Source organism: Streptomyces sp. NPDC056835 (assembly GCF_042789485.1).
GTDB lineage: Bacteria > Actinomycetota > Actinomycetes > Streptomycetales > Streptomycetaceae > Streptomyces.
On the sequence record NZ_JBHUBB010000049.1, the window covers coordinates 19963 to 45207 of the forward strand.

The window sequence follows — 25245 nt, forward strand, 5'->3', positions numbered from 1 at the left end:
GCGCCGGCACCGTACGAAAAAAGCGGGCCCGCCCCCCTGGGAGAGGGGGCGGGCCCTTCGCCGTGCGGTGGCACCGCCATGCAGCACCGCAGGACGGACTGGCGCCTATCCGAAGCGGCCGGAGATGTAGTCCTCCGTCGCCTGCACGGACGGATTGGCGAAGATCCGCTCGGTCTCGTCTATCTCGATGAGCTTGCCGGGCTGGCCGACGGCGGCCAGGTTGAAGAACGCCGTACGGTCCGACACTCGCGCCGCCTGCTGCATGTTGTGCGTCACGATGACGATCGTGAAGCGCTCCTTCAGCTCCCCGATCAGGTCCTCGATGGCGAGGGTGGAGATCGGGTCGAGGGCGGAGCACGGCTCGTCCATCAGCAGGACGTCCGGCTCGACCGCGATCGCGCGGGCGATGCACAGACGCTGCTGCTGGCCGCCGGAGAGGCCGGAACCGGGCTTGTTCAGGCGGTCCTTGACCTCGTTCCAGAGGTTGGCGCCCTTGAGGGACCTCTCCACGACCTCGGCCAGCTCGCTCTTGCGGACCTTGCCGTTCAGCCGCAGGCCCGCCGCGACGTTGTCGAAGATCGACATCGTCGGGAACGGGTTCGGGCGCTGGAAGACCATGCCGACGGTACGGCGCACCGCGACCGGGTCGACATTCGGTCCGTACAGGTTCTCGTCGTCCAGCAGCACCTTGCCCTCGACGCGGCCACCGGGGGTGACCTCGTGCATCCGGTTGAGGGTGCGCAGGAAGGTGGACTTGCCGCAGCCGGACGGGCCGATGAAGGCCGTCACGGAGCGGGGCTCGACGGTCATCGAGATGTCGTCGATGGCCCGGTGGGACCCGTAGTAGGCGGTCAGACCGCTGACGTCGATTCGCTTGGCCATGTCAATCACTGCTTCTTTCGTGGCCCCGCGCGGCGGAGCCGGATCTCGGGCCTCAGCGGCCGGTCTTCGGGGCCTTCCAGCGGGCGATACCGCGCGCCACCAGGTTGAGGATCATGACGAACGCGATCAGCACCAGGGCCGCGGCCCAGGCACGGTCGATCGAGGCCGGCTCGAAGTCCTTGTACTGCTGGAAGACGTAGAGTGGCAGCGACGACTGCGGGTCCGAGAAGGGGTTCGTGTTGATCAGCTGGCTGCCGAAGACGAGGAGCATGATCGGAGCCGTCTCACCGGCGATACGCGCGATAGCGAGCATCACACCGGTGGTGATACCGCCGATCGCGGTCGGCAGGACCACCTTGAGGATCGTGCGCCACTTCGGTACACCGAGCGCGAGTGACGCCTCGCGCAGCTCGTTCGGTACGAGCTTGAGCATTTCCTCGGTGGAGCGCACGACGACCGGGATCATCAGGATCGACAGGGCGAGCGCACCCATCAGGCCGGACGGCCCGAGGTTGAACATCAGCATGAGCGACAGGATGAACAGACCCGCGACGATGGACGGGATGCCGGTCATGACGTCCACGAAGAACGTCACGGCCCTGGCCAGCGCGCCCTTGCCGTACTCGACCAGATACACGGCGGTCAGCAGGCCGAGCGGCGCGGAGATCAGCGTGGCGATACCGACCTGCTGCAAGGTGCCGACGAGCGCGTGGTAGAGACCGCCGCCCACCTGTGAGCTGGGGATACCGGCCATGGAGTGGGTCAGGAAGTACGGGTCGAGGACCTTGATCCCGCGGCTGATGGTGGTCCACAGCAGCGAGAACAGCGGGATGACCGCGAGGACGAAGCAGACCCAGACGACGCTGGTGGCCAGGCGGTCCTTCGCCTGGCGCTGGTTCTCGACCGCCGTGGTGACGACGTACGAGATGACGACGAAGGCGATGACGGCGATCAGGCCCCACTGGACCTTGCTGTCGAGACCGGCGGCGGAGCCGGTTCCCACGCCGATGAGAATGCCGAGGAGGGCGAAGGCGGCCGGTGCCCACCGGGGCAGGCTGCGCTGGCTGAGGCTGTTCTGCCCGCCCGACGGCGGTACCGGGGTCGGTGTGTCCTGTACGGCTGCGTGGCTCATGCGTTGGCCCCCGAGTACTCCTTGCGGCGCGCGATGATCAGCCGGGCCGCGCCGTTCACCAGCAGGGTGAGGACGAAGAGCACGAGACCGGAGGCGATCAGGGCGTCCCGCCCGAACGCGTTGGCCTCGCCGAACTTCGCCGCGATGTTCTGGGCGAACGTGCCGCCGCCCGGGTCGAGCAGATGGAGCGAGATCAGATAGTTCGGCGAGAGGACCGTGGCGACGGCCATCGTCTCGCCGAGCGCGCGGCCGAGTCCCAGCATCGCCGCGGAGATGACACCGGAGCGTCCGAAGGGCAGGACCGAGAGCCGGATGACCTCCCAGCGGGTGGCGCCCAGGGCGAGCGCCGCCTCCTCGTTCATCTGCGGGACCTGGAGGAAGACCTCCCGGCTGACGCTGGTCACGATCGGCAGGATCATGATCGCCAGCAGGATGCCGACGGTGAGCATATTGCGGGCCACACCGGGCTGGGTCTGGTCGAAGATGTACGTCCAGGCGAAGTACTGGTCGAGCCAGGAGTTGAGGCCGCCGAGGTACGGCACGAGGACGATGGCGCCCCAGATGCCGTAGATGATCGACGGAACCGCGGCCAGCAGGTCCACCACGTACGCGATGGGCGCGGCCAGTCGGCGCGGCGCGTAGTGCGAGATGAACAGCGCGATACCGACGGCGACGGGGACCGCGATGACCATCGCGACGGTGGAGCTGACGATCGTGCCGACGAGGAGGACGGCGATACCGAAGACCGGCGGGTCCGCGGAGGCGTTCCAGTCGAAGGTGGTGAGGAAGTTGCCCTCGTCCTTGGAGATCGCGATGGCGGCGCGGTAGCTCAGGAATACCGCGATCGACGCCATGATGACGAGCAGCAGAATGCCCGAGCCCCTGGAGAGGCCCGAGAAGATCTTGTCGCCCGCACGCCCGGTGGAGGTGTTCGCCGACGGCGGCGCGGACCGCGGGGGTGGTGGGGTGTCTATTGATGTGGTGGAAGCCATGGTCTTTCCGGTCTGTGTGGGGGAGTGATGGCTCCCCTGGCGGCGGTGCACCGGATGGGGTGGGACGGCAGCCGGCCCGGAGGGTTGGTCCTGGCCGGCTGCCGTCATCCGCTGAGCGGCTCACCCGCCGGGCTGGCGGCGGGTGGGACAGCGGTCGGGACTAGGAAAGGGAAGCGACCGTCTCGCGGACCTTGGCGTTGATCTCGGCCGGGATCGGCGCGTAGCCGGCCTCGGTGAGCAGCTTCTGACCGTCGGCGCTGGCGGTGTAGTTCAGGAAGGACTTGACCGTGGCCAGCGTCTCGGGCTTGTTGCCCTTGTCGCAGGCGATCTCGTACGTCACGAGGACGATCGGGTAGGCACCGTCGGCCTTGGTGGCGTAGTCGAGTTCGAGCGCCAGGTCCTTGCCGGTGCCCTTGATCTTGGCGGCGGCGATGGCCTTGGAGGCGTTCTCGGAGGTGGCCTCGACCGGGGCGGCGGCGCCCGTGTCGACCTTGACCGTCGAGATCTTCTGCGAGGTGGCGTAGGAGAGCTCGAAGTAACCGATGGCACCCTCGACCGTGGCTACCTGGCTGGCGACACCGGAGGAGCCGGAGGCCGACTGGCCGCCCGGGGCGGGCCACTTCTTCTCGGCCTCGTACTTCCAGTCGGACGGGGCCGCGGCGCCCAGGTACTTGCCCAGGTTCTGCGTGGTGCCGGAGTCCTCGGAGCGGTGGAAGGCCTGGATCGGCTCGCTGGGAAGCTTGGCGTCGGGGTTCAGGGCCTTGATCGCCGCGTCGTCCCAGTTCTTGATCTTGCTGTCGAAGATCTTGGCGAGCGTGGGGGCGTCGAGGACGAGGTTGTCCACACCATTCAGCTTGTAACCGATCGCGATCGGGCCGCCGACCATCGGCAGGTTGATGCCCTGGCCGCCGGTGCAGATCTTCTTCGAGTCGGCGACCTCCTCGGGCTTCAGCGCCGAGTCGGAGCCGGCGAAGCCGACCGTGCCCTGGTTGAACGCGACGATGCCCTCACCGGAGGAGGAGGACTGGTAGTTGACCTCTACGCCGGTGCAGGTGGCCATGTAGTTCTTGACCCAGAGGTCCATGGCGTTCTTCTGCGCGCTGGAGCCGGACGCGAGCAGCTTGCCCTCGGCGTCCTTGCACACCTCGCTCGTGGCGGCGGAGGGCTTGGAGGACGCGTCGCCGCCCTCGGAGTTGTTGTCCGAGCCGCACGCCGTGAGAACCAGGGCGCCGGAGACGGCGAGGGCACCGAGCGCGGTGGCGCGCAGCCCGTTCTTGCGCTGAAGCTTCACTTCGGGTTGTTCCTTCCAGGAGCCGCCGGTCTGAGTCTTTGTACGGCGGCGTGCGTCGGGGTGGCTGGTGCGGCGCTGTGACCGTCACCGTGTAAGGCCGAAATTAGGCAGATCAGGTGAAGCCGCCGACGGGGGCGAGTGAACGGAAGGTGAACCTCGCGGGGCGGTGTGGTTCCGGGGTGCGTGCCGTACACCCGACTGGGTGTACGGAGGGCGTACTCGCGATCACGAAAGCGCCACATGGTGACCGGGGCCGTGCCGCGTACGGCGCGCTACGTCGGGTACGGCCCGCTGTGCGGCGTAGGGCCACTACGTCGGGTGCGGGCCGCTATGGCACGTGCGTACGGACCGCTACGTCGCGTGCGACGCGTTCAGGAGCGCGTCCACCAGTAGCCGGTCGCGGGGCTCAGGCGGTGCTGCGGTGGCTCATCCCGGAGGGGAGGAGCCATGGCCGTCCGACACGAGGGGAGAGAGCGGACGAGCCCGGCAGCCCTGACGGTCAGTGCCGGTCCGAGCGTGGCGCTTGTGGCTTGCGGTGCTTGCCGGTGCCCGGCCCCAAGGTGTTGGGGGCAGGGCTCGGCTCCGGCGCGGACGCCTCTGGACAGAGCAGGCGCTTCGCCTCTGCGAGGTTCGGCACGATGGCGTGGAAATCCCAGGAGCTGCCGTTCCACCTCTCGATGACTCGCGGCGCGTCCGGGCTCACGTGAGAGCCCCTCACACTGCCCTCGCTGGTGACGGGCGCGGCGCGGAGCTTGCCAGTCTTCGCGTCACGGCGCTCCGCCCAGTCCTTCAGTGGCTCGTCGTCCATTGTGCTTCCCCAGGATCGGCGGTGGCTATCCGGGGAGGGTAGCGGCCGACGGGGCCTCCCGCGTCGTCGGAGGGCATCGGGCACTGCAGCGCCCTTTGACTTCGCTCAGGAGGCTCGGGATTGTGCCGGCGGTCGGGCGAGGCGGTGTTGCCAACGCAGTGCCGGGTCGTCATCGATCCAGTACGTGTGGGAGTCGGCGGTGATGCGAAGCCGTACGGCGGTGATATCGGGGCTTCCCGCGTCCTGCCACGCGGTGAGAGCCCGTTCGATGTCGTCCCACAGGGCCACGGGGCCACCCTGGCGGACGGTCCAGCCATCGCCGTCAGCGGTGAATTCGGCGAATGACTCCCGCTCCGGGTCAAAGACGTACAGGAGTTGGGTTTGGGTACCGTCGCTCGTCGCGGCGCGGACGAACTGCACGCCGGGTGCGGCGAGCTGGGCGAGAAAGGCGGGCATCCACTCCTCCAGCACCACGGGCGGTACCTTCGTCGCCCGCTCGCTGTCGGCGTAGGCTGTGCGGGCGGACAGGTCCCCGGACACCGGTACCGCGGCCTGAGATCGCGCCTGCATGAATGAGGAGCGATCGGTGATCCGCCCTTCGGCAGTACCGTCCTCGCCCACGGTGACCTTCGCAAGGCCGGCGCCGTAGGGCCAGGAGCCGACGGTGGCCAGGATGATGCCGCCCGGCCTGGTCTGCCGAATCCAGGTGTGGGGGATACGGCGGACGGCACAGGCGGCGATCACCCGGTGATACGGGGCGCGGTGCGGGTGCCCAAGGAGCCCGTCCCCGGTCACGGTCCACGTCGAGAACCCGGCCGTTTCCAGCGCGGCATCCGCACGGGCCGCCACCGCCGGGTCCACCTCGACCGTCGTCACGTTGTCTTCGCCGAGGCGGTGGCACATCAGGGCCGAGGAGTAACCGGTGCCCGTGCCGATTTCCAACACCTGGTGCCCTTCTTCCACGTCCAGGTTCTCGATCATGCCGACGACGGTGACCGGAGTGGTGGACGACGACGTGGGCACGCCCGTCACGAGGTCACCGGCTTGATCGGCGGTCAGGTATCCGTCGAGCTGAGTGGTCAGGGACTGGTCGCTGTAGGCGATCCGCCCCCACTCGGCTGGGTTGGCTCCAACTGCCCTGACCGGCCGCCACCGGCCGCCGTCCATGGGCAGGAACACCCCGGGGTTCAGGAACAGCTCGCGCGGTACGGCTTCCACCGCGGCTCGCCACTGGGGAGTGGTGAGGACACCGGCTTTCTCCAGCCGGTCCGCGAGGGCACGCCGGTCGGGCGCCGTGTCGGTCATGGGGATTCTCCTCGTGTGAGCAGGTCAGCGAATGCTGCGGACATCTCCAGTCCGGTCCTCTGCTCCAGCCACGCCCATTGGCCGTTGGGGTTCAGCTCCAGCCACCAGTAGTCACCCTCCCGGTCCACGGCGAGGTCAAAGCTCCCGGACGCCAGGCCGAAGTGGTCCAGGCAGGCGAGGAGCGCCTTGTTCACGTGGTCGGGCAGCTCGACCACGGTGTAGGTGTGGGCGGCGTAGTCCCTGCGCCAGTCGAGCAAACAGGAGTCGATCCGTACGGTGAAGGTTCGCCGGCCGATCACCAGCACCCGCACGTCGGCGACCTTGTCCACGCGGGCCTGGAACAGGTGTGGTGTCACGCTCACGCTGTCATCGATCTCGGCGGCGGAGACCGGGTCCGCCCACCGGGTCCGCCCACCCTGTCTCAGGCGGTACGACCCGGCCGATCGGCCTTGACGCCACTGAGGAACGTTATGAACGCCGTCGTGCTGAAGGCGAGTTGAGGGCCGTGAGGGATCTTGGAATCGCGGATGCCGGTGGTGGCGTCCGTGACGGCCACCTCGACGCAATTGTCGCCGCCTGAGCTGAAGCTGCTCTTGACCCAGTGGGCGGCTTTCGGGTCGGCCTTGCTACTCACGCTTCCTCCTTGATGAGGCCCTTGATGAACTCGCGTGACGCCGGAATGTCCAACGCCCGTGCACGCAGGTGGTTGAGCGCGGCGTCGTAGCGTCCCACGTGCTCATCTTCCTCCAAGTAGAGGGAACTCGTCAGTGGCTCCAGCACGACCAGCGGGTCGCCCGCGTCGAACCGGAACAAGGTGAACGTTCCGTCGATACCCGCGTGGACGCCGACGCTGAACGGGAGCACCTGTACATCCACGCCGGGAAGTGCCTCAGAAACGTCGAGTAGGTGACGCAGCTGGCCCGCGAGTACCTGTGCCCCTCCCATGGCCCGGCGTAGCGCGGCTTCGTCCAGTACGCACCACATGGAAAGAGGACGCTCACGTCGGAGCGCCTGCTGGCGCTTCATGCGCAGTTCCACGAATGTGCGCACCTCGCGCGCGGTTCCCCACTTGCCGCTGCCTTCAACTACCGCGTACGCGTACTCAGGTGTCTGCAACAGTCCCGGAATCAGTTGGGCCGCGTAGCAGTCCGTGTGCACGGCGAGTTCTTCGAGTTCGAGGTAGTCGGCGAAGGGGTCGCGGACGGCATCGCGGTACTGGTCGAACAGATTGGTACGTCGTGACGACGAAGCCTGCGCGGCCAACTGCCGGATCTCCTGTATCCGCTGCTCGTCCCGTACCTCGTATGCCTGAAAGTACTTGTCCAACGAGGTTGCGGGGACTCGCTGCTTGCCGTTCTCGATCTTGCTCAGCGCGGAGGGACCGGAGAGCCCCAGCAGCTTCACCGCGTCCGGCAGGTTGAGGCCGGATCGCTGTCGCAACGTACGTAGCGCCAAGCCGAGTCGACGACGCATCAGGTTTGGACGGGCATCTGCCATGCGTTGGTCACCGCCTCTCTCGGGCTGGACTTTACACAGGTAGCGGAGCCTTGCATGTGCCGATTCCTCACATTATTAAGAAACTCGACTGACCCACTTGCCTAGAAACCTTTCTCGGCATCATGCTCGCTGTGTCACGTATGGTGACCCTCCTGCGACGCGACGTGAACTTTGATCGCGTGCCCGTCAGGTCGGGTCGACATGAGCCGCTATGCGAAAGGAAGTTGAAGACGTGATCAGTTCCCTTGCTCATGCACTCGTCTTGCTGCCCGTCCTGTTGACGAAGCCGCGCCGCTGGCATCGTGCGAGCGCGTACGGCCCGGAGGTGATCCGGTGAACATCGACGGACGCCCGCTGCGGCTGCTGCCCTGGACCGACGAAGACGGTCGGCCCTGCTACCTCTCGACGGACGGCACCGGCACCGGCCCTGTGTCCAGGCTCGCCGACCGGATCGAGGGCGTACGGCTCGCTCAGGCGTTCAAGCTGCACGAGGAGGCGCTGGACGTGCTTGCGGAACCTGGGCCGGAAGCTGTGGAAGTCGACTGCCTGGTTGTCCGGCTGGCGGACGCGTTGGGGGACATGCTGCTCATCGCGGAGAGCAGAGGCGTCCGCCTCGGTCTACTGGTGTGCGGCGCCGAGGACTGCCCCGACGTCACGTAGTCAGGCGCACCAGCCTCCGGCGGGTTCACCTCACCGGAGGCTGGTGCGCTGCCCTCGATCCGTTCCGTAGGGCAATTCCCCGCATGGGGGAATCTGCGCAAGTTCATGCAAGTTTCTGTCTCCTCAGGTGAGTTCGCCGCAAGCTGAGAGACAAGCATCGTTAGCAGCGAAAGCCGCGAAGCTGGAGGTCATCATGGCTCTGCACATGCTCGGCAAGGACCCGAACTCTCTCGAAGGCAAGTCCCCGACCGTGTACTACGACGACGTGGCGGACAAGTACCTGGTTCAGGGCTTGAAGGTACTCGACGAGGAGCGGTTGTCTCAGATGGATCTTCCCGACCATGAGACCGTTGTAGAGATCCCCAAGTACATGGTCACGTTCTTCCCGGAGGTGAGCGGTGGCGGCGGAACCCACGTTTGACGAACTGTTCCGGCTCGCCAATCGGTCGGCGGTGCACCTGGAGATGCGGGACGGTTACATGAGGTCGGATCCGCGCTTCATCGCCTGGCAGCAGGATAGGACCAGCGTCTCCCCAGACGGCGATCCGGATCAGCGTCCCTGGGTGGAGCTGATGCGTGAGATCACGAGCCGCGGCGTAGCGGTTCGCCGAGCTCGGATCGTCTCCGAGCCGATCAGTGACTACATCCGGTTCGAGCACCACATGACGGCCGGTAATGCCGCCGGCGGCGAGCAGGTTCGTTGGCTTCCCCGCCGCCGGGCTTCGGATCTGGCCCTTCCCGGCAACGATTTCTGGCTGTTCGACGACAGTCTGGTCGTGTTTCTTCATTTCACCGGAGAAGGAGAGCTGTCCCCGGAAGGGGACGAGGAGCGTACGGCTGATCCTGCCGTCGCGCGGCTCTGTTCGGCTGCCTTCGAGGCGGTCTGGGAACGGGCGGTGCCACACGAGGAGTACAGGCCGTCCTGAGCTACGAGTGCAACCTGAGCTACGAGTGAAACAGGCACACTTCTCCTGTGGCCCCGTCGTCGCCGTCATCGAGCGTCCAGCAAGCCAAGGAAGCCCTCGGATCGCGCCTGCGTGAGATCCGGAAGGACTTCGGCATGACGGCCCGCGCTTTGGCGGCGGCTGCCGGGTGGCACGAGTCCAAGACCTCGCGCATCGAAAACGGCAGGACACCGCCCTCCGACGCCGACATCCGCGTCTGGACAAGGCTGTGCGATGCGGAGGACCAGACCGCTGACCTCATTGCCACGGTCCGTGGCATCGAGGGCATGTACGTCGAGTGGAGGCGCCTGGAGAGGGGCGGGCTCCGGCAGGTGCAGCAGTCTGTGCTGCCGCTCTTCGAGAGAACCCGGCGCTTCCGCTTCTACCAGTCGTGGGTCGTTCCCGGTCTTCTGCAAACTCCCGACTACACCCGTGCTGTACTCAACACGGTGGTTGCCCTGCGGGATGCTCCGGATGACGTTGACGCCGCTGTCGCGGTGCGAATGGAACGTCAACGCGTCCTTCGCTCAGGCCATCAGGGATTCGCCATGCTCGTGGAGGAGTGGGTTCTCCGCACAGTGATCGGCGACGCCCGCATCATGAGCGGCCAACTCGGCCATCTCATCGCGGTGGCATCCCAACCATCCGTGAGTCTCGGTGTCATCCCCATGGGGACCGAGCGGGGTAATGCGTGGCCGGCCGAGTCCTTTTCCCTCTTCGATGACGTACAAGCATCGGTGGAACTGGTGTCGGCGAATCTGACGGTGACGCAGCCGCGTGAAGTTGCCGAGTATGTACGTACATTCAAAGAGCTCTCCAGCATCGCGGTCTGCGGAGCGAACGCCCGCAAGTTGATCACTGCCGCAATCGACGCGCTCGGGTGAATCCGCGCAAGTCCGTAGAAGTTCATTGAGGCTCGTAGAGCCATAGGCCGATGCTCTACCTCACGTCAGTAAGCGTTACGCAGCGCGAGGTGATCACTGTGGCAACTGTGGCAAAAGCCGAGACCGAGCCGCTCAACACCATCTACAGCCTTCCTGCCGAAGGAGCAGAGTTCGAGAACTTCTGCGGAGGCAACCTGGGCGGCGAGCATGAGTCGTGCGTCGAGGTCGGTGCGATTCCGGACGCGACGCCTTCGTACGTACTTCACGACAGCAAGCCCGAGGGCGTCGGCCGCGAGCTTCGCTTCACGGAGAAGGAACTCAACGACTTCGCCGTCGGGTGGGTCAAGAAGCAGGGCCTCGTGCTCTGATCCGGCTTCCTCCTCAGCTCGCACCGCATGAGGTGGGTTGCACCCGGTCTGCCGGGTGTAACCCACGACACCCAGGAAAGGCACGGATGAGCTGGTCAGGACACTGGCATGGGTACGGTCCCTGGACCGGCAGCAGGGACGCCTACGGGCAGGAAGGGCTACGCCGCCCAGGGGCACACCCCGACGACGAGCAGACCCGTGCGTTCCTCGCCTCCACGATGCCGCCGATGCAGACCGGTCACTGGCTGATGCGCCGAAGCCAGACGTCGGCAGACCGCGCATGGACGGATCTCGTCGACGCCGTGGACTGGCTGAAGAAGACCTACGGAGCCAACCTGCCCGTCGAGCGTGAGGGTGGCGAGCAGGCGTACATCGATTTGGATACGAAGGCCGACTACGCGGAGGACGCGCTCAGACGGGGCAGTGATGCCGTCTGGGTCCACTACACCAAGTCCTCGAATCTGGTGTCGTTCTCAGTTGTGTGCTGCCCTCATCGCTTTCTCTCTCGGATTCCATGCCCGATGCCGCTTCTCTGACAGCACAGCGGGTGGGAAAGGATGCCATGTCGCTCAGTCTTCTGCTCCCGGAGACCGGCGTAGCCGACCTCTTGACTTCCTGGCCGGACGAACCTCGCGTGTACCGGCGCGACACCACGGGACTCGACCGCATTGTCACTTCGGCGTTCCTCAATGACTACGTCACCACCGGATGTGTGCCCGCGAGTGAAATCGCGGTGGTGAGGGCACCAAGCCCGTCCCTCAACCGTGATGCTTTCATGACCAACGGCCGTACCGATCCGGACAAGCTCCGAAAGCTCTATCGCAACGGATATACGCTCCGGCTCGGCAACCTTCAGAGGGTCATTCCCTTCATGGCAAGGATCTCGCGGGCCATCCAGGAGGAGACGGGATATTCGAACTACGTCCACGCGTTCCTGACGCCGCCGGGAAATCAGGGGCTTCGCCACCACTGGGATCAGCAGATGGCGGTGATCGTGCAGGCGGCGGGCGTCAAGCGGTGGCAATTGTGGCGCCCGCAAGTGGAAGCGCCGATGAGGGAGTTCAACGAATCCTGGCGGGTGTGGCGCGAGAACTATGTCCCGGACTGGGAGGCCGCCGGCCCGGACGCCGAATTCGATCTCCAGGCAGGGCAATCGCTTCTGTTGCCGAGGGGCTGGGTTCACAACCCGTATGTGGCGGACACAGACGAGGACAGCGTCCACCTGACGTTCGCCATCCGGGAGCGCACCCCGGTGTGGCTGGCCGAGAAGCTGATCGCGGGTGCGATGGAGGAGCCTGCGTTCCGTCGGATCATTCTGCCCCGCGACATCAGGGGTGCGGCGCTGGCCGAGCGTGTGCACGAGACGCGCGACGCGCTGGTGAAGTACCTCGCGGCCTTGGACGTGGACGAACTCGCCCTGGTCGTAAGGCAGGCCGCCGTGACTGAGCTGGAGTACTCCACTTGATCCGCAGGACCCCAACGCCCGGGCCGGTGACCCAGCCCGCTCCCGGCCGACAGGCGCTACGTCGCGTGCAGCGCGTTCAGGAGCGCGTCCACCAGCAGCCGGTCGCGGGGCTGCGTCAGCCGGTCGCGGGCCGCCGACGGGGGCAGCCACGCCACGCGGTCGACCTCGTCGTTCGGGACGAACGTCCCGTCCGTCGCCTCGGCGGCCCAGTACGTGACCTCTTTGGGGCGCCCCTGTGCCAGATAGCGCACGGTGGCGAGCCGGGTTCCCGGCACGCAGTGGTGGCCGGTTTCCTCCAGGACCTCGCGCAGGGCCCCGGCCAGCGTGTCCTCCGCGCGCTTGAGCTTGCCCTTGGGGTGGGACCAGTCGTCGTACTTCGGGCGGTGCACCAGGCAGATCTCCGTACCGCCGTCCCCGTACGGCGAGCGGCGCCAGAGCACGCACCCGCCCGCGCGGACGATTCCCCGCCCGCGCCCCTGGGACCCCGGCCGCCCCTCGGGCCCCGGCCGCCCCTCGGGCCCCGCGCCCGGACCCGGGCCCGGTGTCGCCGTCACCGTGCCACCGCCGCCTTCTGCCACACCTGCTGGAACGCGAAGCGCGCCGCCTCCACCTCATGGCGCTGGTCCGCGTGCAGCACGCCCAGGGCGTACGCCGTCGTCGGCGCGATCCGGGGGGTACGGGCCGCGTTCGCCGCCGCAGCCGCCGCCTCGGCCGCGTCGCGGTGCCGGTCCAGCGCCTGGCCCGCGCCCAGCAGCACCGGGTCGGGGGCGCCGCCGGGGCACCACACCTCCTGGGCGTACCGGTGCAGTCGCAGCAGCTGCCGTACGTGGTGCCAGGGAGCGTCCTGCGCCTCGCCCTCCGACGAGGTCGCGAGGCCGTGGACCAGCGCCTCCGCGTTGTACGGATGGGCCGCCCGCGCCAGCGGCAGGGCCGCGACGGCGTCCAGCAACTGCCGCTCGGTGGCCTCGCCGGGACCGGCGAGCACTTCGACGGCGGGGGCACTGGCGAGCGGTGACAGCGGTACTTCCGAGGCCAGCACGGCCACCGCGTCCGCCACCGCGTGGAAGCGTGACGAGCCGAGCGCCTGGAGCGCCGCCGAGTGCGCGCGTGTCCTGGCGAGGGTCAGCTGCCGCTCCAGCAGCGCGCCCGCGCGGGACGCGCCGACGGTGAGCGTCCCGGGCGGCGGCCCGCCGGCCCCGTCCTGGGCACGCGCGCCGGGTACGGCACCGAGCGATGAAGCCGGGGCGCCCACGGGCACGGGCGCCGCGCCCGAGAGCCTGGCCAGCGCCCCCACCAGCCGGTGCAGCCGGGCCGTACAGGCGTACTCCTGGGCCAGGGTGCCGGACAGCCAGCCGAGCTCCGTACGGAGCTGGTCGGCCCAGCCGGGGTCGAGCAGCGGCCGGAACGTATGCAGACCGCCCCCGATCCTGCGCGCCGCGCCGCGCAGTGCCAGGGCGGCCGACTCGGCCGCCGCCGTGTCCGCGCCGCTCTCCCCGTACAGCCGCAGGCCGCGCAGGAAGTCACCGGCGTGGGAGTGCAGATAGCCGGCCAGGACCTCGCCCGCGGTCAGCCCGTCGGGGCCGGACGAGGTAAGCCGGTCGGGTCCGGACGCGGTAAGCCGGTCGGTGTCCACTTCATGGTGCTGCACGCCGGCGCCTCCGGGCGTCTATGAGCATTTCCTGAACGTTCCGCAGCGGCTGGCCCTCCGCATCCGTGGAATGCCGGGTCCAGTTGCCGTCCGCGCCGAGATGCCAGGAGGACGTGGTGTCGGACATCCCGGTCTCCAACAGCCGGGTTATCGCCGCGCGGTGGGCCGGATCGGTGATCCGGACAAGGGCTTCGATACGACGGTCGAGATTGCGGTGCATCATGTCGGCGCTGCCGATCCAGACCTCGGGCTCCCCGCCGTTGCCGAAGGCGAAGATCCGGGAGTGTTCCAGGAAGCGGCCGAGGATCGAGCGGACCCGGATGTTCTCGGAGAGTCCGGCGACCCCGGGACGTACGGCACAGATCCCGCGTACCCAGATGTCCACCGGCACCCCGGCCTGGGAGGCCCGGTAACAGGCGTCGATGACCGCTTCGTCGACCATCGAGTTGACCTTGATACGGACAGAGGCGGGGCGGCCGGCGCGGTGGTGCGCTATTTCCTTGTTGATCCGGGAGATGAGCCCGTCACGCAGCGACTTCGGGGCGACCAGCAGCCGCCGGTAGGTCTCCCGGCGCGAGTAGCCGGACAGCCGGTTGAACAGGTCGGACAGATCCGCGCCGACGCGCGGGTCCGCGGTGAGCAGGCCGAGGTCTTCGTACAGCCGCGCCGTCTTCGGGTGGTAGTTGCCGGTGCCGACATGGCTGTAGCGGCGCAGGGACTCGCCCTCCTGCCGTACCACCAGCGAGAGCTTGCAGTGCGTCTTCAGCCCGACCAGGCCGTAGACCACATGGCAGCCGGCCTCCTCCAGCTTGCGCGCCCACTTGATGTTGGCCTGCTCGTCGAAGCGGGCCTTGATCTCGACGAGGACGAGGACCTGCTTGCCGGACTCGGCGGCGTCTATCAACGCGTCCACGATCGGGGAGTCGCCGGACGTCCGGTACAGCGTCTGCTTGATGGCCAGTACGTCCGGATCGGCCGCGGCCTGTTCCAGGAAGGCCTGGACGGAGGTCGAGAACGAGTCGTACGGGTGGTGCAGCAGCACATCGCGATTGCGCAGGGCCGCGAATATGTCGGGCGCGGAGGCGGACTCCACCTCGGCGAGCTGGCGGTTCGTACCCGCGATGAACTTCGGGTACTTCAGCTCGGGCCGGTCCAGCGACGAGATCCCGAAGAGCGCGGTGAGATCCAGCGGCCCCGGCAGCGGATAGACCTCCGCGTCGGTCACCTTCAGCTCGCGCACCAGCCGGTCCAGGACCTCGGGCGCGATGTCCTCCTCGACCTCCAGCCGGACCGGCGGGCCGAAGCGGCGCCGCATGAGCTCCTTCTCCAGCGCCTTGAGGAGGTTCTCGGCGTCGTCCTCCTCCACCTCCAGGTCCTCGTTGCGCGTGACCCGGAACATGTGGTGCGCCAGCACCTCCATCCCGGGGAACAGCTCCTCCAGCTGCGCGGCGATCACGTCCTCAAGCGGCACGTACCGCGAGGGGGACGCCTCCAGGAAGCGGGAGAGCAGCGGCGGAACCTTGACCCGCGCGAAGTGACGGTGGCCGCTCACCGGGTTGCGTACGGTCACGGCCAGGTTGAGGGAGAGGCCGGAGATGTACGGGAAGGGGTGCGCCGGGTCCACGGCGAGGGGCGTGAGGACCGGGAAGATCTGCTGGCGGAAGAGCGTGACGAGCCGCGCCTGCTCCTTCTCGGTCAGCTCGGGCCAGCGGATGATGTGTATGCCCTCGTCGGCCAGGGCCGGGGCGACATCCTGCTGGTAGCAGGCGGCGTGCCGGGCCATGAGCTCGCGCGAGCGGGTCCAGATCAGATCCAGCACCTCGCGCGGCTGGAGGCCGGACGCGGAGCGGGTGGCGACACCGGTCGCGATGCGCCGCTTCAGGCCGGCCACCCTGACCATGAAGAACTCGTCCAGGTTGGACGCGAAGATGGCGAGGAAGTTAGCCCGTTCGAGGAGCGGCGTGGTGGGGTCCTCCGCCAGCTCAAGGACCCGTTCGTTGAACGCGAGCCAGCTGCGCTCGCGGTCGAGGAACCTGCCCTGGGGCAGATCCGTGCCTTCCGGGCCGCTCTCCTCCTCGTAGGAGTCCAGATCGGCGTCGAGATCGGGTTCGAGGTCGGAGCTGGTCGCGGCCACGGTGTGGGGCCGGTGGGCGGCTATGAAGCCGACGGACGGCTGGGGGTGCTGGACCGGTACCTCGGCGGGCTGCTGGCTCATGTCCCTATTGTTCCGCGCTGAGGGCACGACGGGCGCGTCGGAGAGTGCGGGGGCGAGGTGGATCGTGCCGTTGGTCCTGCCGTTCGGCGTGGGGGGCACAGCGGGCTGCATTCAGAGAGGGTCGCAAGAGCGTCTGAATGGCTGGTAACGGCGACATGACGTGAAGGGAAGCGGGACGGGGCTCCCCGGGGGCGGTGTGCTGCCTCTGGGGAGCCCCACCGTAGCCGTGGGTGAGGCGGTGGCCCCGGGTGGGGGCCGCCTGACGTCGGGGGCCGGTGCGTCGTCCGGCCCCGATGTCAGGCGGGGCGGTGTGTCCGGCCTCTGACGTCAGGCGGGCCCGTGCGTGCGGCTTTTGACGTCAGGCGTGGCTGCGGCGCAGCACCCGGAAGGCCGCGAAGGCGACCGCCGCGGCCACGACCAGCACGATCCCGGTCTCCATGAGCTGGAGCGGCCAGAAATGGGAGGCGGGGTGGTAGTCGGTGAAGCGCGCGCGCCCTTCGAGGAGATCCCGGCAGGGGGACGACGCCCAGTCCGTGGCCCCGCACTGCTCTCGGGTCATCCGCTCGCCCGAGGCCAGGATGACGCCGTCCTGGAGCGTCCAGGCCGACGGGCCCGGAAGGCGTCCGTCGCCCGTGATGGTCTCTATGGGCCACAGGTACGGGCGCACCCACGTGATCATGGCGAGCATGGCCCCGCCCACGGCGAGCGCGGTGGCGGACATCGCCAGGAGCGTACGGCGCACCAGCAGCCCGGCGAGCGCGCCGAGCGCGATACCGAGGAGGCCGTACGCGATGGGCAGCGGGCCGAGCCCGGCGAAGCCGAGTTTGTCGTACCAATGGACGGTGTACACGCCCTCCGGCCCCTGGAACCTGGACCAGCGGTAGAGGACCACCAGCGCCGTGCAGCCGACGACCGTCCACGCCACGGGGACCGCGAGCTTCGACATGAGCCAGCGGGCGGGGGAGACGGACTGGGTCCAGGCGAGCTTGTACGTCCCGGACTCCAGCTCCCTGCCGATCACCGGACCCGCCACGAAGGCGCCGACGACTCCGGGGAGCACGAACAGCACGACGCCCGTGTAGCCGAGCCAGTTGTGGAGGTCCAACTGGGCGTCGAGGAAGCCCCGGACCGTGCCCCCGCAGTCGGTCGTGGTGACCTGCACGGAACAGCCCGTGCCGGCGAAATCACTCGCCGCGCTCGTCGCCGAGTACCGCTGGTAGAGCAGGATCAGGGCGGTGAGTACGAGGAGTGCGGTCGCCGCCCACAGCACGCGGCGGTGCTGGCGTACGGCGACCCAGACCGGGCCGCGCAGGGTCGACGTGCTCATGCCGCCACCGCCGTACGGTCGCGCTCGCCGGTTCCGTCGCCGTCGCCCTCCGGCGATTCGGCGCTCGGGGTGAGCAGGGCGGGCGCGCCCGGGGAGCGCAGATGTGCCAACAGCAGTTCCTCCAGGGAGGGTTCGGCGGTCTGCAAGTTGCTGTCCAGCGGTCCGTCCGGCCGGATCAGCGCCGTACCTCCGCGCCCCGCCGTACGGGACTCGACGACCGTGTGCGGCGCGAGGTCGGCCAGATCCCGTGCCGCTCCGCTCACCAGCAGGTGCGCGGTGAGGATGTCCTCCACCTCGCCGCCGAGCCGTACCCGGCCGCCGTCCACGAGCAGCAGATAGTCGCAGGCGTCGGCCAGCTCCGTGAGGATGTGCGAGGAGATCACGACGGTGGTGCCGTGTTCCTCGGCGTCGGCCATCAGGGCGCCCATCAGCTGATGGCGCGCCAGCGGGTCGAGATCCGCCATCGGCTCGTCCAGCATCAGCAGTTCGGGGCGCTTGCCGAGCGCGAGGGCGAGCGCCACGCGGGTGCGCTGGCCGCCGGAGAGCGAACGGACCCGCTGGCCGTGATCGAGCGCGCTCCCCGGGCCGCCGCCCTCGATGATCCGCTCGGCCGCCGCCGCGTCCCAGCGCTCCGGGTTCAGCTCGCGGCCCATGCGCAGCGTCTCACCGACCGTCAGCTGCGGGTACAGCGGCTTGTCCTGGGCGACGTAGGCGAGGCGCGCGCGGGCGTCGGCCGGTGCCGTGCCGTGGACGCGTACGGCTCCCTCGGTGGGAACGAGCAGCCCGGCCGCGTGGGCGAGCAGCGTCGACTTGCCGGCGCCGTTGGGGCCGACGAGGGCGCAGACGCGCCCGGCGGGAATCCGGAAGGAGCAGCCGCGCAGCGCCCAGCGCTCGCGCCGCCCCATTCCCGCGAAGCGTTTGCCGAGGCCGGTCGCCTCGATCGCCGCCACAGTCATGCGTCGTCCCCCTTGGTGCGTGTGTCATGTGTGCTGGGTGTGTCGTGTGGCTTGTGTTCGTCGAAGCGCTCTTCGACGACGGAGTTGAAGAGCGCGGTCACGTCGTCCTTGTCGAGCCCTTCCGCGCGGGCGCGGTCCGCCCAGGCGGCCAGCTCCGTCCGCAGCGCGCTGTCGGCGGAGCCCCGGCCGAGGGTGCCCCGTACGAACGTGCCCAGCCCGCGCCGCCCTTCGGCCAGCCCCTCGCGTTCCAGCTCGCGGTAGGCCTTCAGCACGGTGTTGGGGTTGATGGCGGTGGCCGCCACCACCTCACGCGCGGTGGGCAGTTTGTCGCCGGGCTCCAGCAGGCCGAGGCGCAGGGCCTGTTTCGTCTGCTGGACGATCTGGTGGTAGGTGGCGACCCCGCTGCGCCGGTCGATGCGGTATTCGATCATCCGCAACCACCCTTTCACTAGGTAAGTAGTGAAAGAGTGTCGTAAGAGAGGGGCGGCGTCAAGCACGCCGCCCCTCGACTCCCCTTGTCCGTCGGTTCAGGACTCCGTGCGGTACGTCACGATTCCGTGCGGTACATCAGATCCACCTCGTGCGTGCTGAAGCCGAGCCGCTCGTACACCGTCACCGCCGCCGTGTTGTCGGCGTCCACATAGAGCATCGCGGTCGGCAGCCCCTGCGCCGCCAGATGCCGCAGCCCGATCGCGGTGAGCGCCTTGCCGAGTCCGCCGCCCTGCGCGTCCGGCCTGATGCCGAGGACGTACACCTCACCCAGCTGCTCCTCGGCGTGCACCTTGGTCCAGTGGAAACCGATCAGCTCGCCGTCGCGCTCGGCCAGGAAGAAGCCCTTCGGGTCGAACCACGGCTCGGCGATACGGTCGTCCAGGTCCCGCTGGGCCAGCGCGCCCTGCTCGGGGTGGTGGGCGAAGGCGGCGGCGTTGACCGCGAGCCAGGCCGCGTCGTCCTGGCCGGGGACGAACGTACGGATGGTGACTCCGGCGGGCAGCACCGGCTCGGGGATCGCGGGCGGGACCAGTGGCCGCCGCAGCTGGCGCAGTTCACGGAAGAGGGTCAGCCCGAGAACCTGGGCCAGATGCCGGGCGGCCGACCTGCCGCCGTGCGCCCACACCCGCAGCCGCTTCCCGGACGCGCCGAGCAGCGCCGCACCGAGCGCCCGGCCGTGGCCCTGGCCCCGGCGCCCGGGGCGTACGACCAGCTCGGCGGCCGGGGCCTCGATGGGATCGGTGTCCTCCAGCTGTCCGTAGCCGACGAGTTCACCGTCGACGGTGAGCAGGAAGTGCCGTACGCCCTCGCGGTGTCCGCCGCGCAACTGGAGCCGGCCCTGCTCGGAGACGGCCTGCACCCCGTCCGAGTCGGCGGCCTCCGCCAGCAGGACGAGTACGTCTTCGGCCTGCTCGGGGGTGAGCGCGTCGAGGGTCTGGATCTGCCGGCCGGGCTCGCGGGCTACTGCGTCAGTCATGGGTCGAGGGTACGGCCGGGGCGCGGCGGGACGTGGTATGGCCCCGGCCGCGACAGCCGCCGCACCCGCAAAGGCAACCAGCTCGTAACCCAGTACCCCCTGTCGCGCTACGCGCGTTGACTCTAGGCTGCCGCTCGCAGTCTTCGTGAAACTTCCGACTTTCTTCACCACCCTCACGCTGAATTCACCAAGGGGATCGATGTCAGCGACACCGCAGAAGAACCGCGCGGCACGGCGGGTGCTCGCCGCTGCCGCAGGTCTGGCCACCGTCGGCGCACTTTTCGCCGCGATGCCGACCGCCACCGCGACCGAGCCCGGCCATGGCAAGGGCCACGACAATCACAAGCCGAAGACCGTTGACGTACAGCTGCTGTCGTTCAACGACCTGCACGGCAACCTGGAGGCGCCCGCGGGCTCCGCGGGGACCGTCACCGAGAAGCAGGCCGACGGCACGACCAAGGCGATCCCCGCCGGTGGCGTCGAGTACCTCGCGACCTCGCTGCGCACCGCGCGCAAGGGCAACCCGTACTCCATCACCGCGGCCGGCGGCGACATGGTGGGCGCGAGCCCGCTGCTGTCCGGCCTCTTCCACGACGAGCCGACCATCGAGGCGCTCAACAAGATCGACCTCGATGTGACGACCGTCGGCAACCACGAGTTCGACGAGGGCGCGGTCGAGCTGGGCCGTCTCCAGAACGGCGGCTGCCACCCGACGGAGGGCTGCTACGAGAAGGGGAAGAAGTTCAAGGGCGCCGACTTCCCGTATCTCGCCGCCAACGTGACGTCGGAGAAGACCGGCAAGCCGGTCCTCAAGCCGTACACGGTCTGGAAGAAGAACGGCGTCAAGGTCGGCTTCATCGGGGTGACCCTGGAGGGCACGCCGAACATCGTGACCGCCGAAGGCGTCAAGGGACTCAAGTTCCACGACGAGATAGAGACGGTCAACAAGTACGCCAAGGAACTGGAGCGGCAGGGCGTCAAGTCGATCGTCGCGCTGATCCACGAGGGCGGGGCGCCCGCGTCCACCTCGTACAACTACGACTGTGACAGCCCCGGCGCCGGTGACGGCATCTCCGGGCCGATCGTCGACATCGCCAAGGGCATCTCGCCGAGTGTCGACGCGCTGGTGACGGGCCACACGCACCAGGCGTACGCGTGCACGATCCCGGACCCGTCCGGCAACCCGCGTCTGGTCACGTCCGCTTCGTCGTTCGGCAAGCTCTACACGGACACCACGCTCACCTACGACCTGCGTACGAACGACATCGTGCGGACGAGCGTGAAGTCGGCCAACCACATCGTCAGCCGTGACCAGGCCAAGGCCCAGGACATGACCGACCTGATCGCGCGCTGGAACAAGCTGGCCGCGCCGATCGCCAACGCCCCGCAGGGCTTCATCTCCGCGGACATCAACGGCCGCGGCGCGTCGACCCCGGAGTCGCCGCTCGGCGATGTGATCGCGGACGCGCAGCTCGCGGGCACGGCACCGGCGGACAAGGGCGGCGCGCAGATCGCCTTCATGAACCCGGGCGGGATCAGGGCGGACCTGGTCCACAAGGCGTCGGGCAGTGAGGGCGACGGCGTGGTGACCTACGGCGAGGCCTTCACGGTGCAGCCGTTCACCAACATGATGAACGTGGTGGACCTGACCGGCGCCCAGCTGATCACGGCGCTCCAGCAGCAGGTCAGCGGCTCGAACGAGGCGTCCCCGAAGATCCTTCAGGTCTCGAAGGGCTTCACCTACACCCTGGACATGACGAAGACGGGCGCGGCCCGGGTCGTCACGGACTCGGTGAAGCTGGACGGCGCGGCGATCGACCCGGCGAAGACGTACCGCGTCGCGATGAACGAGTTCCTCGGCGGCGGCGGCGACGGCTTCGCGGTCCTGGGCCAGGGCAAGAACAAGCTGGTCGGCCCGTCGGACCTGGACCTCTTCAACGCCTACCTGGCGGCGAACTCCACGGCGCAGGCGCCGCTGGCCCCGCCGGCGGCGGACAGGATCACGATCCTGAAGTAGCGGTACCGGTAGTCGCGTAACACCGAGGGGCGGTGGGCCATGGGCTCACCGCCCTTTGGCGTGCCGGGCGAGCGCGGGGGTGACCGAGCGCGCTCGCTCGTAGAGTTCACGAGCCGCGTGATTCTTGAGATGGGGTGTGACGAGTCGCAGCATGGCGCGCATGCGCTGATCGGCCCGTCCCGACTGAACATGCGGATAGTCGTCCAGCGCGCTGTTCCAGGTGGCACATGCTGCTTCCAAGTGCCCCATGGCCAACTGGCGTTCGGCGGTGATTCCGCGCCTATGGACGCGAGTGCGCCGATAGACGCTGGATCTCAACCTGTCGGACTGCTGCATCGCTTCTACCGCGCCCGCAACGTCACCCAGCTCGTACCGAACCTGGCTGGTGTGGTAATTCAAGGCCGCTGGATCATAGGAACCGAAAGCTCTCCGCTGTGATTCTGCTTTGTCCATGGCCACTTCGGCCTCTCGAAGATACAAGAGGGCGTTCGAACGGTCGCCGATCTGCGCCGACGCATGGGCCTGTTGCCCGGCGAGAAAGGCCCGCATTCGAGGACCGGCCTGCGGGGAAGCCGCGGCGGCGGCATCCGCGAGTCGCATCGCGGCCTTTCCGTGTCCGAGGTCAACGGCCTGGACGCTCATTCCACGTAACGTGGTGCAATAGGTGAGATGGTCCTCGGATGCCCCGGCCAACTCCAAGGCTTTCAGATAATACTTCTGGGCCAGACCGTGAACCCCCTCGTCGACGGCCATATATCCGGTGAGGTAGCACAGATCGGAAGCCGCCGACATCATCGCTTTGCGGACGGGCTCGGGAGCATCCGCCCGTAGATACGGGGCGACCGTGTTGACCAAGAATGCCGCTGCCATGGGCCGGGCGTGCCGTCCTCCGAATTGATCGTCCAGTTCCGATACCCGCTCGGTCATGGCAATGACCATCTCGACTTCGGCCATCCCTATGCGCTGGGTCCTTCCGGTCTGGGCGGCTTCCATCCGGCCTAGAACGTCCGGCCAATTGGGAACGGTAAGAGCGACGGAGAACAATGCCGCGCCCACGACGCTGCGGCGGGACGGATCCATATCCTGCCTCCCGAGGTCAATCAGCCCTTCCACCGTACCCGGATGGGCGTTCGACCCTTCCGGGGGAGTGGGGAACCCTGCCTCGGCGTGGGTGACAGGGCGTAGCAGCCTCCGGGCGAACGCCTCCAGGACGAGTGATCGGGTGCCCTCCTTGGGCAGGTGCCCCTTCAGCCACTGGTGCACTGAGGGTTCCCGGTACTTGAGTGGTGTCCCTCGTTCGGTCCCGATGCGGTTGACCTCTTGGGCGAGTTGGCGCAGGGTCCACCCGCTCTCGCGGTACAGCCGCGCAAGTGCCGTGTTCGGCTCCGGTGTCCTCACTGGCTCCAACTCCCCGCGCGGATAGCCCTTAAAGGTATTAAGTCCTGTCGCTGTCACCACAGTAGCGCTGTGAGTAGTCGTCACGTTGCCTGGAGTGAGAAGGGAATGGAGGAGTGACGATCATGACGAAACCAGGCGACGCGCTCGGGTGGCCGGCGAGTAGGGAGTGTTGGTGGTGACTGTCTTCCACGATCTGTGGCACTACGCGGGGCTTGTCAGGCGGCGACGCGCGGTCGCGCGGTACCGAAGGGCCGTCCTCGCGGAGTTGGTGTCCAAGGCCGCCCAGTTGCGACGGTTGGAGGAACGGACGATCCATGCCCAGTTGTCCAGGCTGGACGATTCCGCCTTCTTCGCACGGAACTTTGAATTCCCGCCATCCAGGAAGAGCGGAGATTCGGAATGACCGGCATGACCGGCGAGTGGATGGCGGGCACGTGGGGCGATGACGTCATGACGGTGCACCGCGTACGTGGCGGAGTCCGAACCCGAAACGGTGTGGAGGGCGGTAAAGCCGATTGCGGTGCTCTCCCGGCTGACGGTGAGTACTGGATCCAATGGCTCCGTGTCGTCAACTGCCTCGCATGTCTGGACGCGGCGAGCTGAGTGCTCGCCGGACCAACGGTTCCCGTAAATGCGGCGGGTGCCTCGATGGTGCCACCCCGGTGATCTCCCTCATCTGGCATCACACACACGAGTGAACCAGGTCTGAAACGCTGATCGGCCGTGGTCCGCACGGACCATAATCCACCCCCTAACCAATAGGGGAGCGGCTATGGCCTGGATCTGCCCAGACTGCCAGAACCACGAGGCGATCGCCTATGTGGTCAATGAGAACGGATTGAATCCGTTCCCTTGCCTGTTCTGTAATGCCTCCACGCTGGACAGCATGGGGCGCGGAGTTCGATGGGCAACAGCAGACTGCGAAAAGTATGAATGTCCCGGACAAGTCCGGGACCTGTACCACTATTCACCCCATGCCGGGCTGACCGAGGTGACGCGGATTCCGTGCCACCGATGCGGCTCTGGTAGTCGAGAAGCGGAAGGGTTCGTCAATGGGCCAGCTTCGAGAAAACATTTCCTGCCCGACCCCAGGGTGTAATGGATCCCGCGCCGATATCTGGGAGACGGACGACGACGGCAATAAAGTCACCAGGACCGGAAGCGATCCGTGCAATGTGTGTGGCCGCTGACTGGGTCGGCGTGAGGTGAGGGCCGGGGGTAGTCGGGGTGGGCCGGGGGGTTGGGTGGCGGGTGGGGGCCGCCCCTGAGCTTTGAGTTTCGCGGTTCCGGGTCGGGTGTCAAGGGCGCTCCTGCGTCGCGTCGGCTGCGCCGATTCCGCTTCGCTTCACCCTGGACACCCGTCCCTCCACCGCAGACACGCGAGATCTCATCTCCAATGACGCGCAACTCGTCCGCGCGCTGCACACGTATTCAGCAATGGCCGCACGGCTCATGTCTGGCCACATCTCACGATTCCGAATGGTCGTCCACACGCTCTGTACCGGGCGCTTGGTCGGGCATTACGAGTGGGCGCGGTCTGTCGAGACCGGGCGTATGGTCCCCGCCGCGGAACCGTGGACGCACTGGGACGAAGAGCGGGTAGCGGCATGAGCCGGACATTCATCGTGGGGCGCGATGCGCGCGCGGACGCCGTATCCGAGTTGCACCGGCTCGCCGCCGAAATCGTCCGGGCCGGGGTTGCTGAACGGTACGGGGTCTGTCTTCACCCGTTGCCGTGGAATCTCGGAAGTATGGGGTGGGGTGTGTACCTGGACGACAGGGCACCGGGCCAGGCTCAGCCCCACGGGCTCACACGCCGCACGTTGGCCCGCCGGCTCGGGCTCGCTGCCTGATCGCGAGGCCTGATCACGACAAAGCCCCGCCACTCTTGGGGGGCGAATTCGAGGGGTCGTTGCAACACCGTGGTCGGTTGATCAGGCCGCGAGCAGTTTAGACAGGCGCTCGGCTGGGGTTTCCCAGCCGAGCGT

General features: G+C 67.9%; 24 protein-coding genes and 1 pseudogene. 8 read left to right on the forward strand and 17 right to left on the reverse strand.

Features of this window, described 5'->3' with window-relative positions; translation table 11 throughout:
* Positions 1-105 precede the first annotated feature (105 nt).
* The 9 genes and pseudogenes from pstB to ACFRMN_RS35750 all read right to left on the reverse strand — a co-directional run bounded on the left by pstB (position 106) and on the right by ACFRMN_RS35750 (position 7907).
* Positions 106-882 (reverse strand): phosphate ABC transporter ATP-binding protein PstB, encoded by a 777-nt coding sequence (gene pstB / locus ACFRMN_RS35710; protein WP_249954241.1) that lies wholly within the window; start codon positions 880-882, stop codon positions 106-108.
* 52 nt (positions 883-934) lie between these two features.
* Complete coding sequence (gene pstA, locus ACFRMN_RS35715; RefSeq protein ID WP_383027967.1) at positions 935-2014, reverse strand: phosphate ABC transporter permease PstA; 1080 nt, start codon at positions 2012-2014, stop codon at positions 935-937.
* Positions 2011-3006, reverse strand: a complete 996-nt coding sequence (gene pstC / locus ACFRMN_RS35720) for a phosphate ABC transporter permease subunit PstC (protein WP_383027969.1) — start codon at positions 3004-3006, stop codon at positions 2011-2013. The genes pstA and pstC overlap by 4 nt, the downstream gene beginning before the upstream one ends.
* 160 nt (positions 3007-3166) lie before the next feature.
* Positions 3167-4297: a phosphate ABC transporter substrate-binding protein PstS gene (gene pstS / locus ACFRMN_RS35725; protein ID WP_383027971.1), complete on the reverse strand. Its 1131-nt coding sequence runs from the start codon at positions 4295-4297 to the stop codon at positions 3167-3169.
* A gap of 499 nt (positions 4298-4796) precedes the next feature.
* Positions 4797-5105, reverse strand: coding sequence for a DUF6087 family protein (locus ACFRMN_RS35730; protein ID WP_383027973.1), 309 nt, complete (start codon positions 5103-5105; stop codon positions 4797-4799).
* A 105-nt stretch (positions 5106-5210) separates the two neighbouring features.
* A complete protein-coding gene (gene tgmC, locus ACFRMN_RS35735) occupies positions 5211-6410 on the reverse strand; it encodes an ATP-grasp peptide maturase system methyltransferase (protein ID WP_383027975.1) in 1200 nt (399 codons plus the stop codon).
* A pseudogene (locus ACFRMN_RS35740) lies at positions 6407-6817 on the reverse strand (ATP-grasp ribosomal peptide maturase); the annotation flags it as partial. The pseudogene ACFRMN_RS35740 and the gene tgmC, both read right to left, overlap by 4 nt.
* A 14-nt stretch (positions 6818-6831) precedes the next feature.
* Positions 6832-7044, reverse strand: coding sequence for a DUF397 domain-containing protein (locus tag ACFRMN_RS35745; RefSeq protein WP_383027977.1), 213 nt, complete (start codon positions 7042-7044; stop codon positions 6832-6834).
* The gene (locus tag ACFRMN_RS35750; protein ID WP_383027979.1) at positions 7041-7907 is read right to left on the reverse strand and encodes a helix-turn-helix domain-containing protein; all 867 of its coding nucleotides are present in this window, start codon (positions 7905-7907) and stop codon (positions 7041-7043) included. Before ACFRMN_RS35750 ends, ACFRMN_RS35745 begins: the two co-directional genes overlap by 4 nt.
* 333 nt (positions 7908-8240) lie before the next feature.
* Between ACFRMN_RS35750 and ACFRMN_RS35755 the strand changes: the two genes are divergently transcribed.
* The 7 genes from ACFRMN_RS35755 to ACFRMN_RS35785 all read left to right on the forward strand — a co-directional run bounded on the left by ACFRMN_RS35755 (position 8241) and on the right by ACFRMN_RS35785 (position 12228).
* Positions 8241-8567 carry a hypothetical protein gene (locus ACFRMN_RS35755; protein WP_383027981.1) on the forward strand — a complete coding sequence of 109 codons (327 nt, stop codon included), beginning with the start codon at positions 8241-8243 and terminating at the stop codon, positions 8565-8567.
* Between the two features lie 193 nt (positions 8568-8760).
* Positions 8761-8988 carry a hypothetical protein gene (locus ACFRMN_RS35760; protein WP_365909899.1) on the forward strand — a complete coding sequence of 76 codons (228 nt, stop codon included), beginning with the start codon at positions 8761-8763 and terminating at the stop codon, positions 8986-8988.
* The gene (locus ACFRMN_RS35765) at positions 8966-9493 is read left to right on the forward strand and encodes a DUF6879 family protein (protein WP_383027984.1); all 528 of its coding nucleotides are present in this window, start codon (positions 8966-8968) and stop codon (positions 9491-9493) included. The genes ACFRMN_RS35760 and ACFRMN_RS35765 overlap by 23 nt, the downstream gene beginning before the upstream one ends.
* Positions 9494-9540: 47 nt before the next feature.
* Entirely contained in the window at positions 9541-10395 is an 855-nt protein-coding gene (locus ACFRMN_RS35770) for a helix-turn-helix domain-containing protein (RefSeq protein WP_383027986.1), read from the forward strand.
* Between the two features lie 50 nt (positions 10396-10445).
* Positions 10446-10763: a DUF397 domain-containing protein gene (locus ACFRMN_RS35775; RefSeq protein WP_383027988.1), complete on the forward strand. Its 318-nt coding sequence runs from the start codon at positions 10446-10448 to the stop codon at positions 10761-10763.
* Between the two features lie 86 nt (positions 10764-10849).
* The gene (locus tag ACFRMN_RS35780; protein ID WP_383027990.1) at positions 10850-11299 is read left to right on the forward strand and encodes a hypothetical protein; all 450 of its coding nucleotides are present in this window, start codon (positions 10850-10852) and stop codon (positions 11297-11299) included.
* Positions 11300-11325: 26 nt separating this feature from the next.
* Positions 11326-12228: a JmjC domain-containing protein gene (locus ACFRMN_RS35785; protein WP_383027992.1), complete on the forward strand. Its 903-nt coding sequence runs from the start codon at positions 11326-11328 to the stop codon at positions 12226-12228.
* 56 nt (positions 12229-12284) lie between these two features.
* On the opposite strand, the gene ACFRMN_RS35790 is transcribed toward ACFRMN_RS35785, so the two are convergent.
* From ACFRMN_RS35790 to mshD, 7 genes are all read right to left on the reverse strand, one after another.
* Positions 12285-12689, reverse strand: coding sequence for an NUDIX hydrolase (locus ACFRMN_RS35790; RefSeq protein WP_383028008.1), 405 nt, complete (start codon positions 12687-12689; stop codon positions 12285-12287).
* An 89-nt stretch (positions 12690-12778) separates the two neighbouring features.
* Positions 12779-13861, reverse strand: coding sequence for a CHAD domain-containing protein (locus ACFRMN_RS35795; protein ID WP_383028010.1), 1083 nt, complete (start codon positions 13859-13861; stop codon positions 12779-12781).
* A gap of 1 nt (position 13862) precedes the next feature.
* A complete protein-coding gene (locus ACFRMN_RS35800; protein ID WP_383027994.1) occupies positions 13863-16091 on the reverse strand; it encodes an RNA degradosome polyphosphate kinase in 2229 nt (742 codons plus the stop codon).
* Positions 16092-16449: 358 nt separating this feature from the next.
* Positions 16450-17418 (reverse strand): ABC transporter permease, encoded by a 969-nt coding sequence (locus ACFRMN_RS35805; protein WP_383027996.1) that lies wholly within the window; start codon positions 17416-17418, stop codon positions 16450-16452.
* Positions 17415-18374 carry an ABC transporter ATP-binding protein gene (locus ACFRMN_RS35810; RefSeq protein WP_383027998.1) on the reverse strand — a complete coding sequence of 320 codons (960 nt, stop codon included), beginning with the start codon at positions 18372-18374 and terminating at the stop codon, positions 17415-17417. The genes ACFRMN_RS35805 and ACFRMN_RS35810 overlap by 4 nt, the downstream gene beginning before the upstream one ends.
* A complete protein-coding gene (locus ACFRMN_RS35815; RefSeq protein ID WP_383028000.1) occupies positions 18371-18805 on the reverse strand; it encodes a GntR family transcriptional regulator in 435 nt (144 codons plus the stop codon). The genes ACFRMN_RS35810 and ACFRMN_RS35815 overlap by 4 nt, the downstream gene beginning before the upstream one ends.
* 116 nt (positions 18806-18921) lie before the next feature.
* Positions 18922-19842 carry a mycothiol synthase gene (mshD, locus tag ACFRMN_RS35820; RefSeq protein WP_383028002.1) on the reverse strand — a complete coding sequence of 307 codons (921 nt, stop codon included), beginning with the start codon at positions 19840-19842 and terminating at the stop codon, positions 18922-18924.
* A 199-nt stretch (positions 19843-20041) separates the two neighbouring features.
* On the opposite strand from mshD, the gene ACFRMN_RS35825 reads away from it, so the two are divergent.
* Positions 20042-21859 carry a bifunctional metallophosphatase/5'-nucleotidase gene (locus tag ACFRMN_RS35825; protein WP_383028004.1) on the forward strand — a complete coding sequence of 606 codons (1818 nt, stop codon included), beginning with the start codon at positions 20042-20044 and terminating at the stop codon, positions 21857-21859.
* A 45-nt stretch (positions 21860-21904) separates the two neighbouring features.
* On the opposite strand, the gene ACFRMN_RS35830 is transcribed toward ACFRMN_RS35825, so the two are convergent.
* Positions 21905-23257, reverse strand: a complete 1353-nt coding sequence (locus ACFRMN_RS35830) for a tetratricopeptide repeat protein (protein ID WP_383028006.1) — start codon at positions 23255-23257, stop codon at positions 21905-21907.
* Between the last annotated feature and the right edge of the window lie 1988 nt (positions 23258-25245).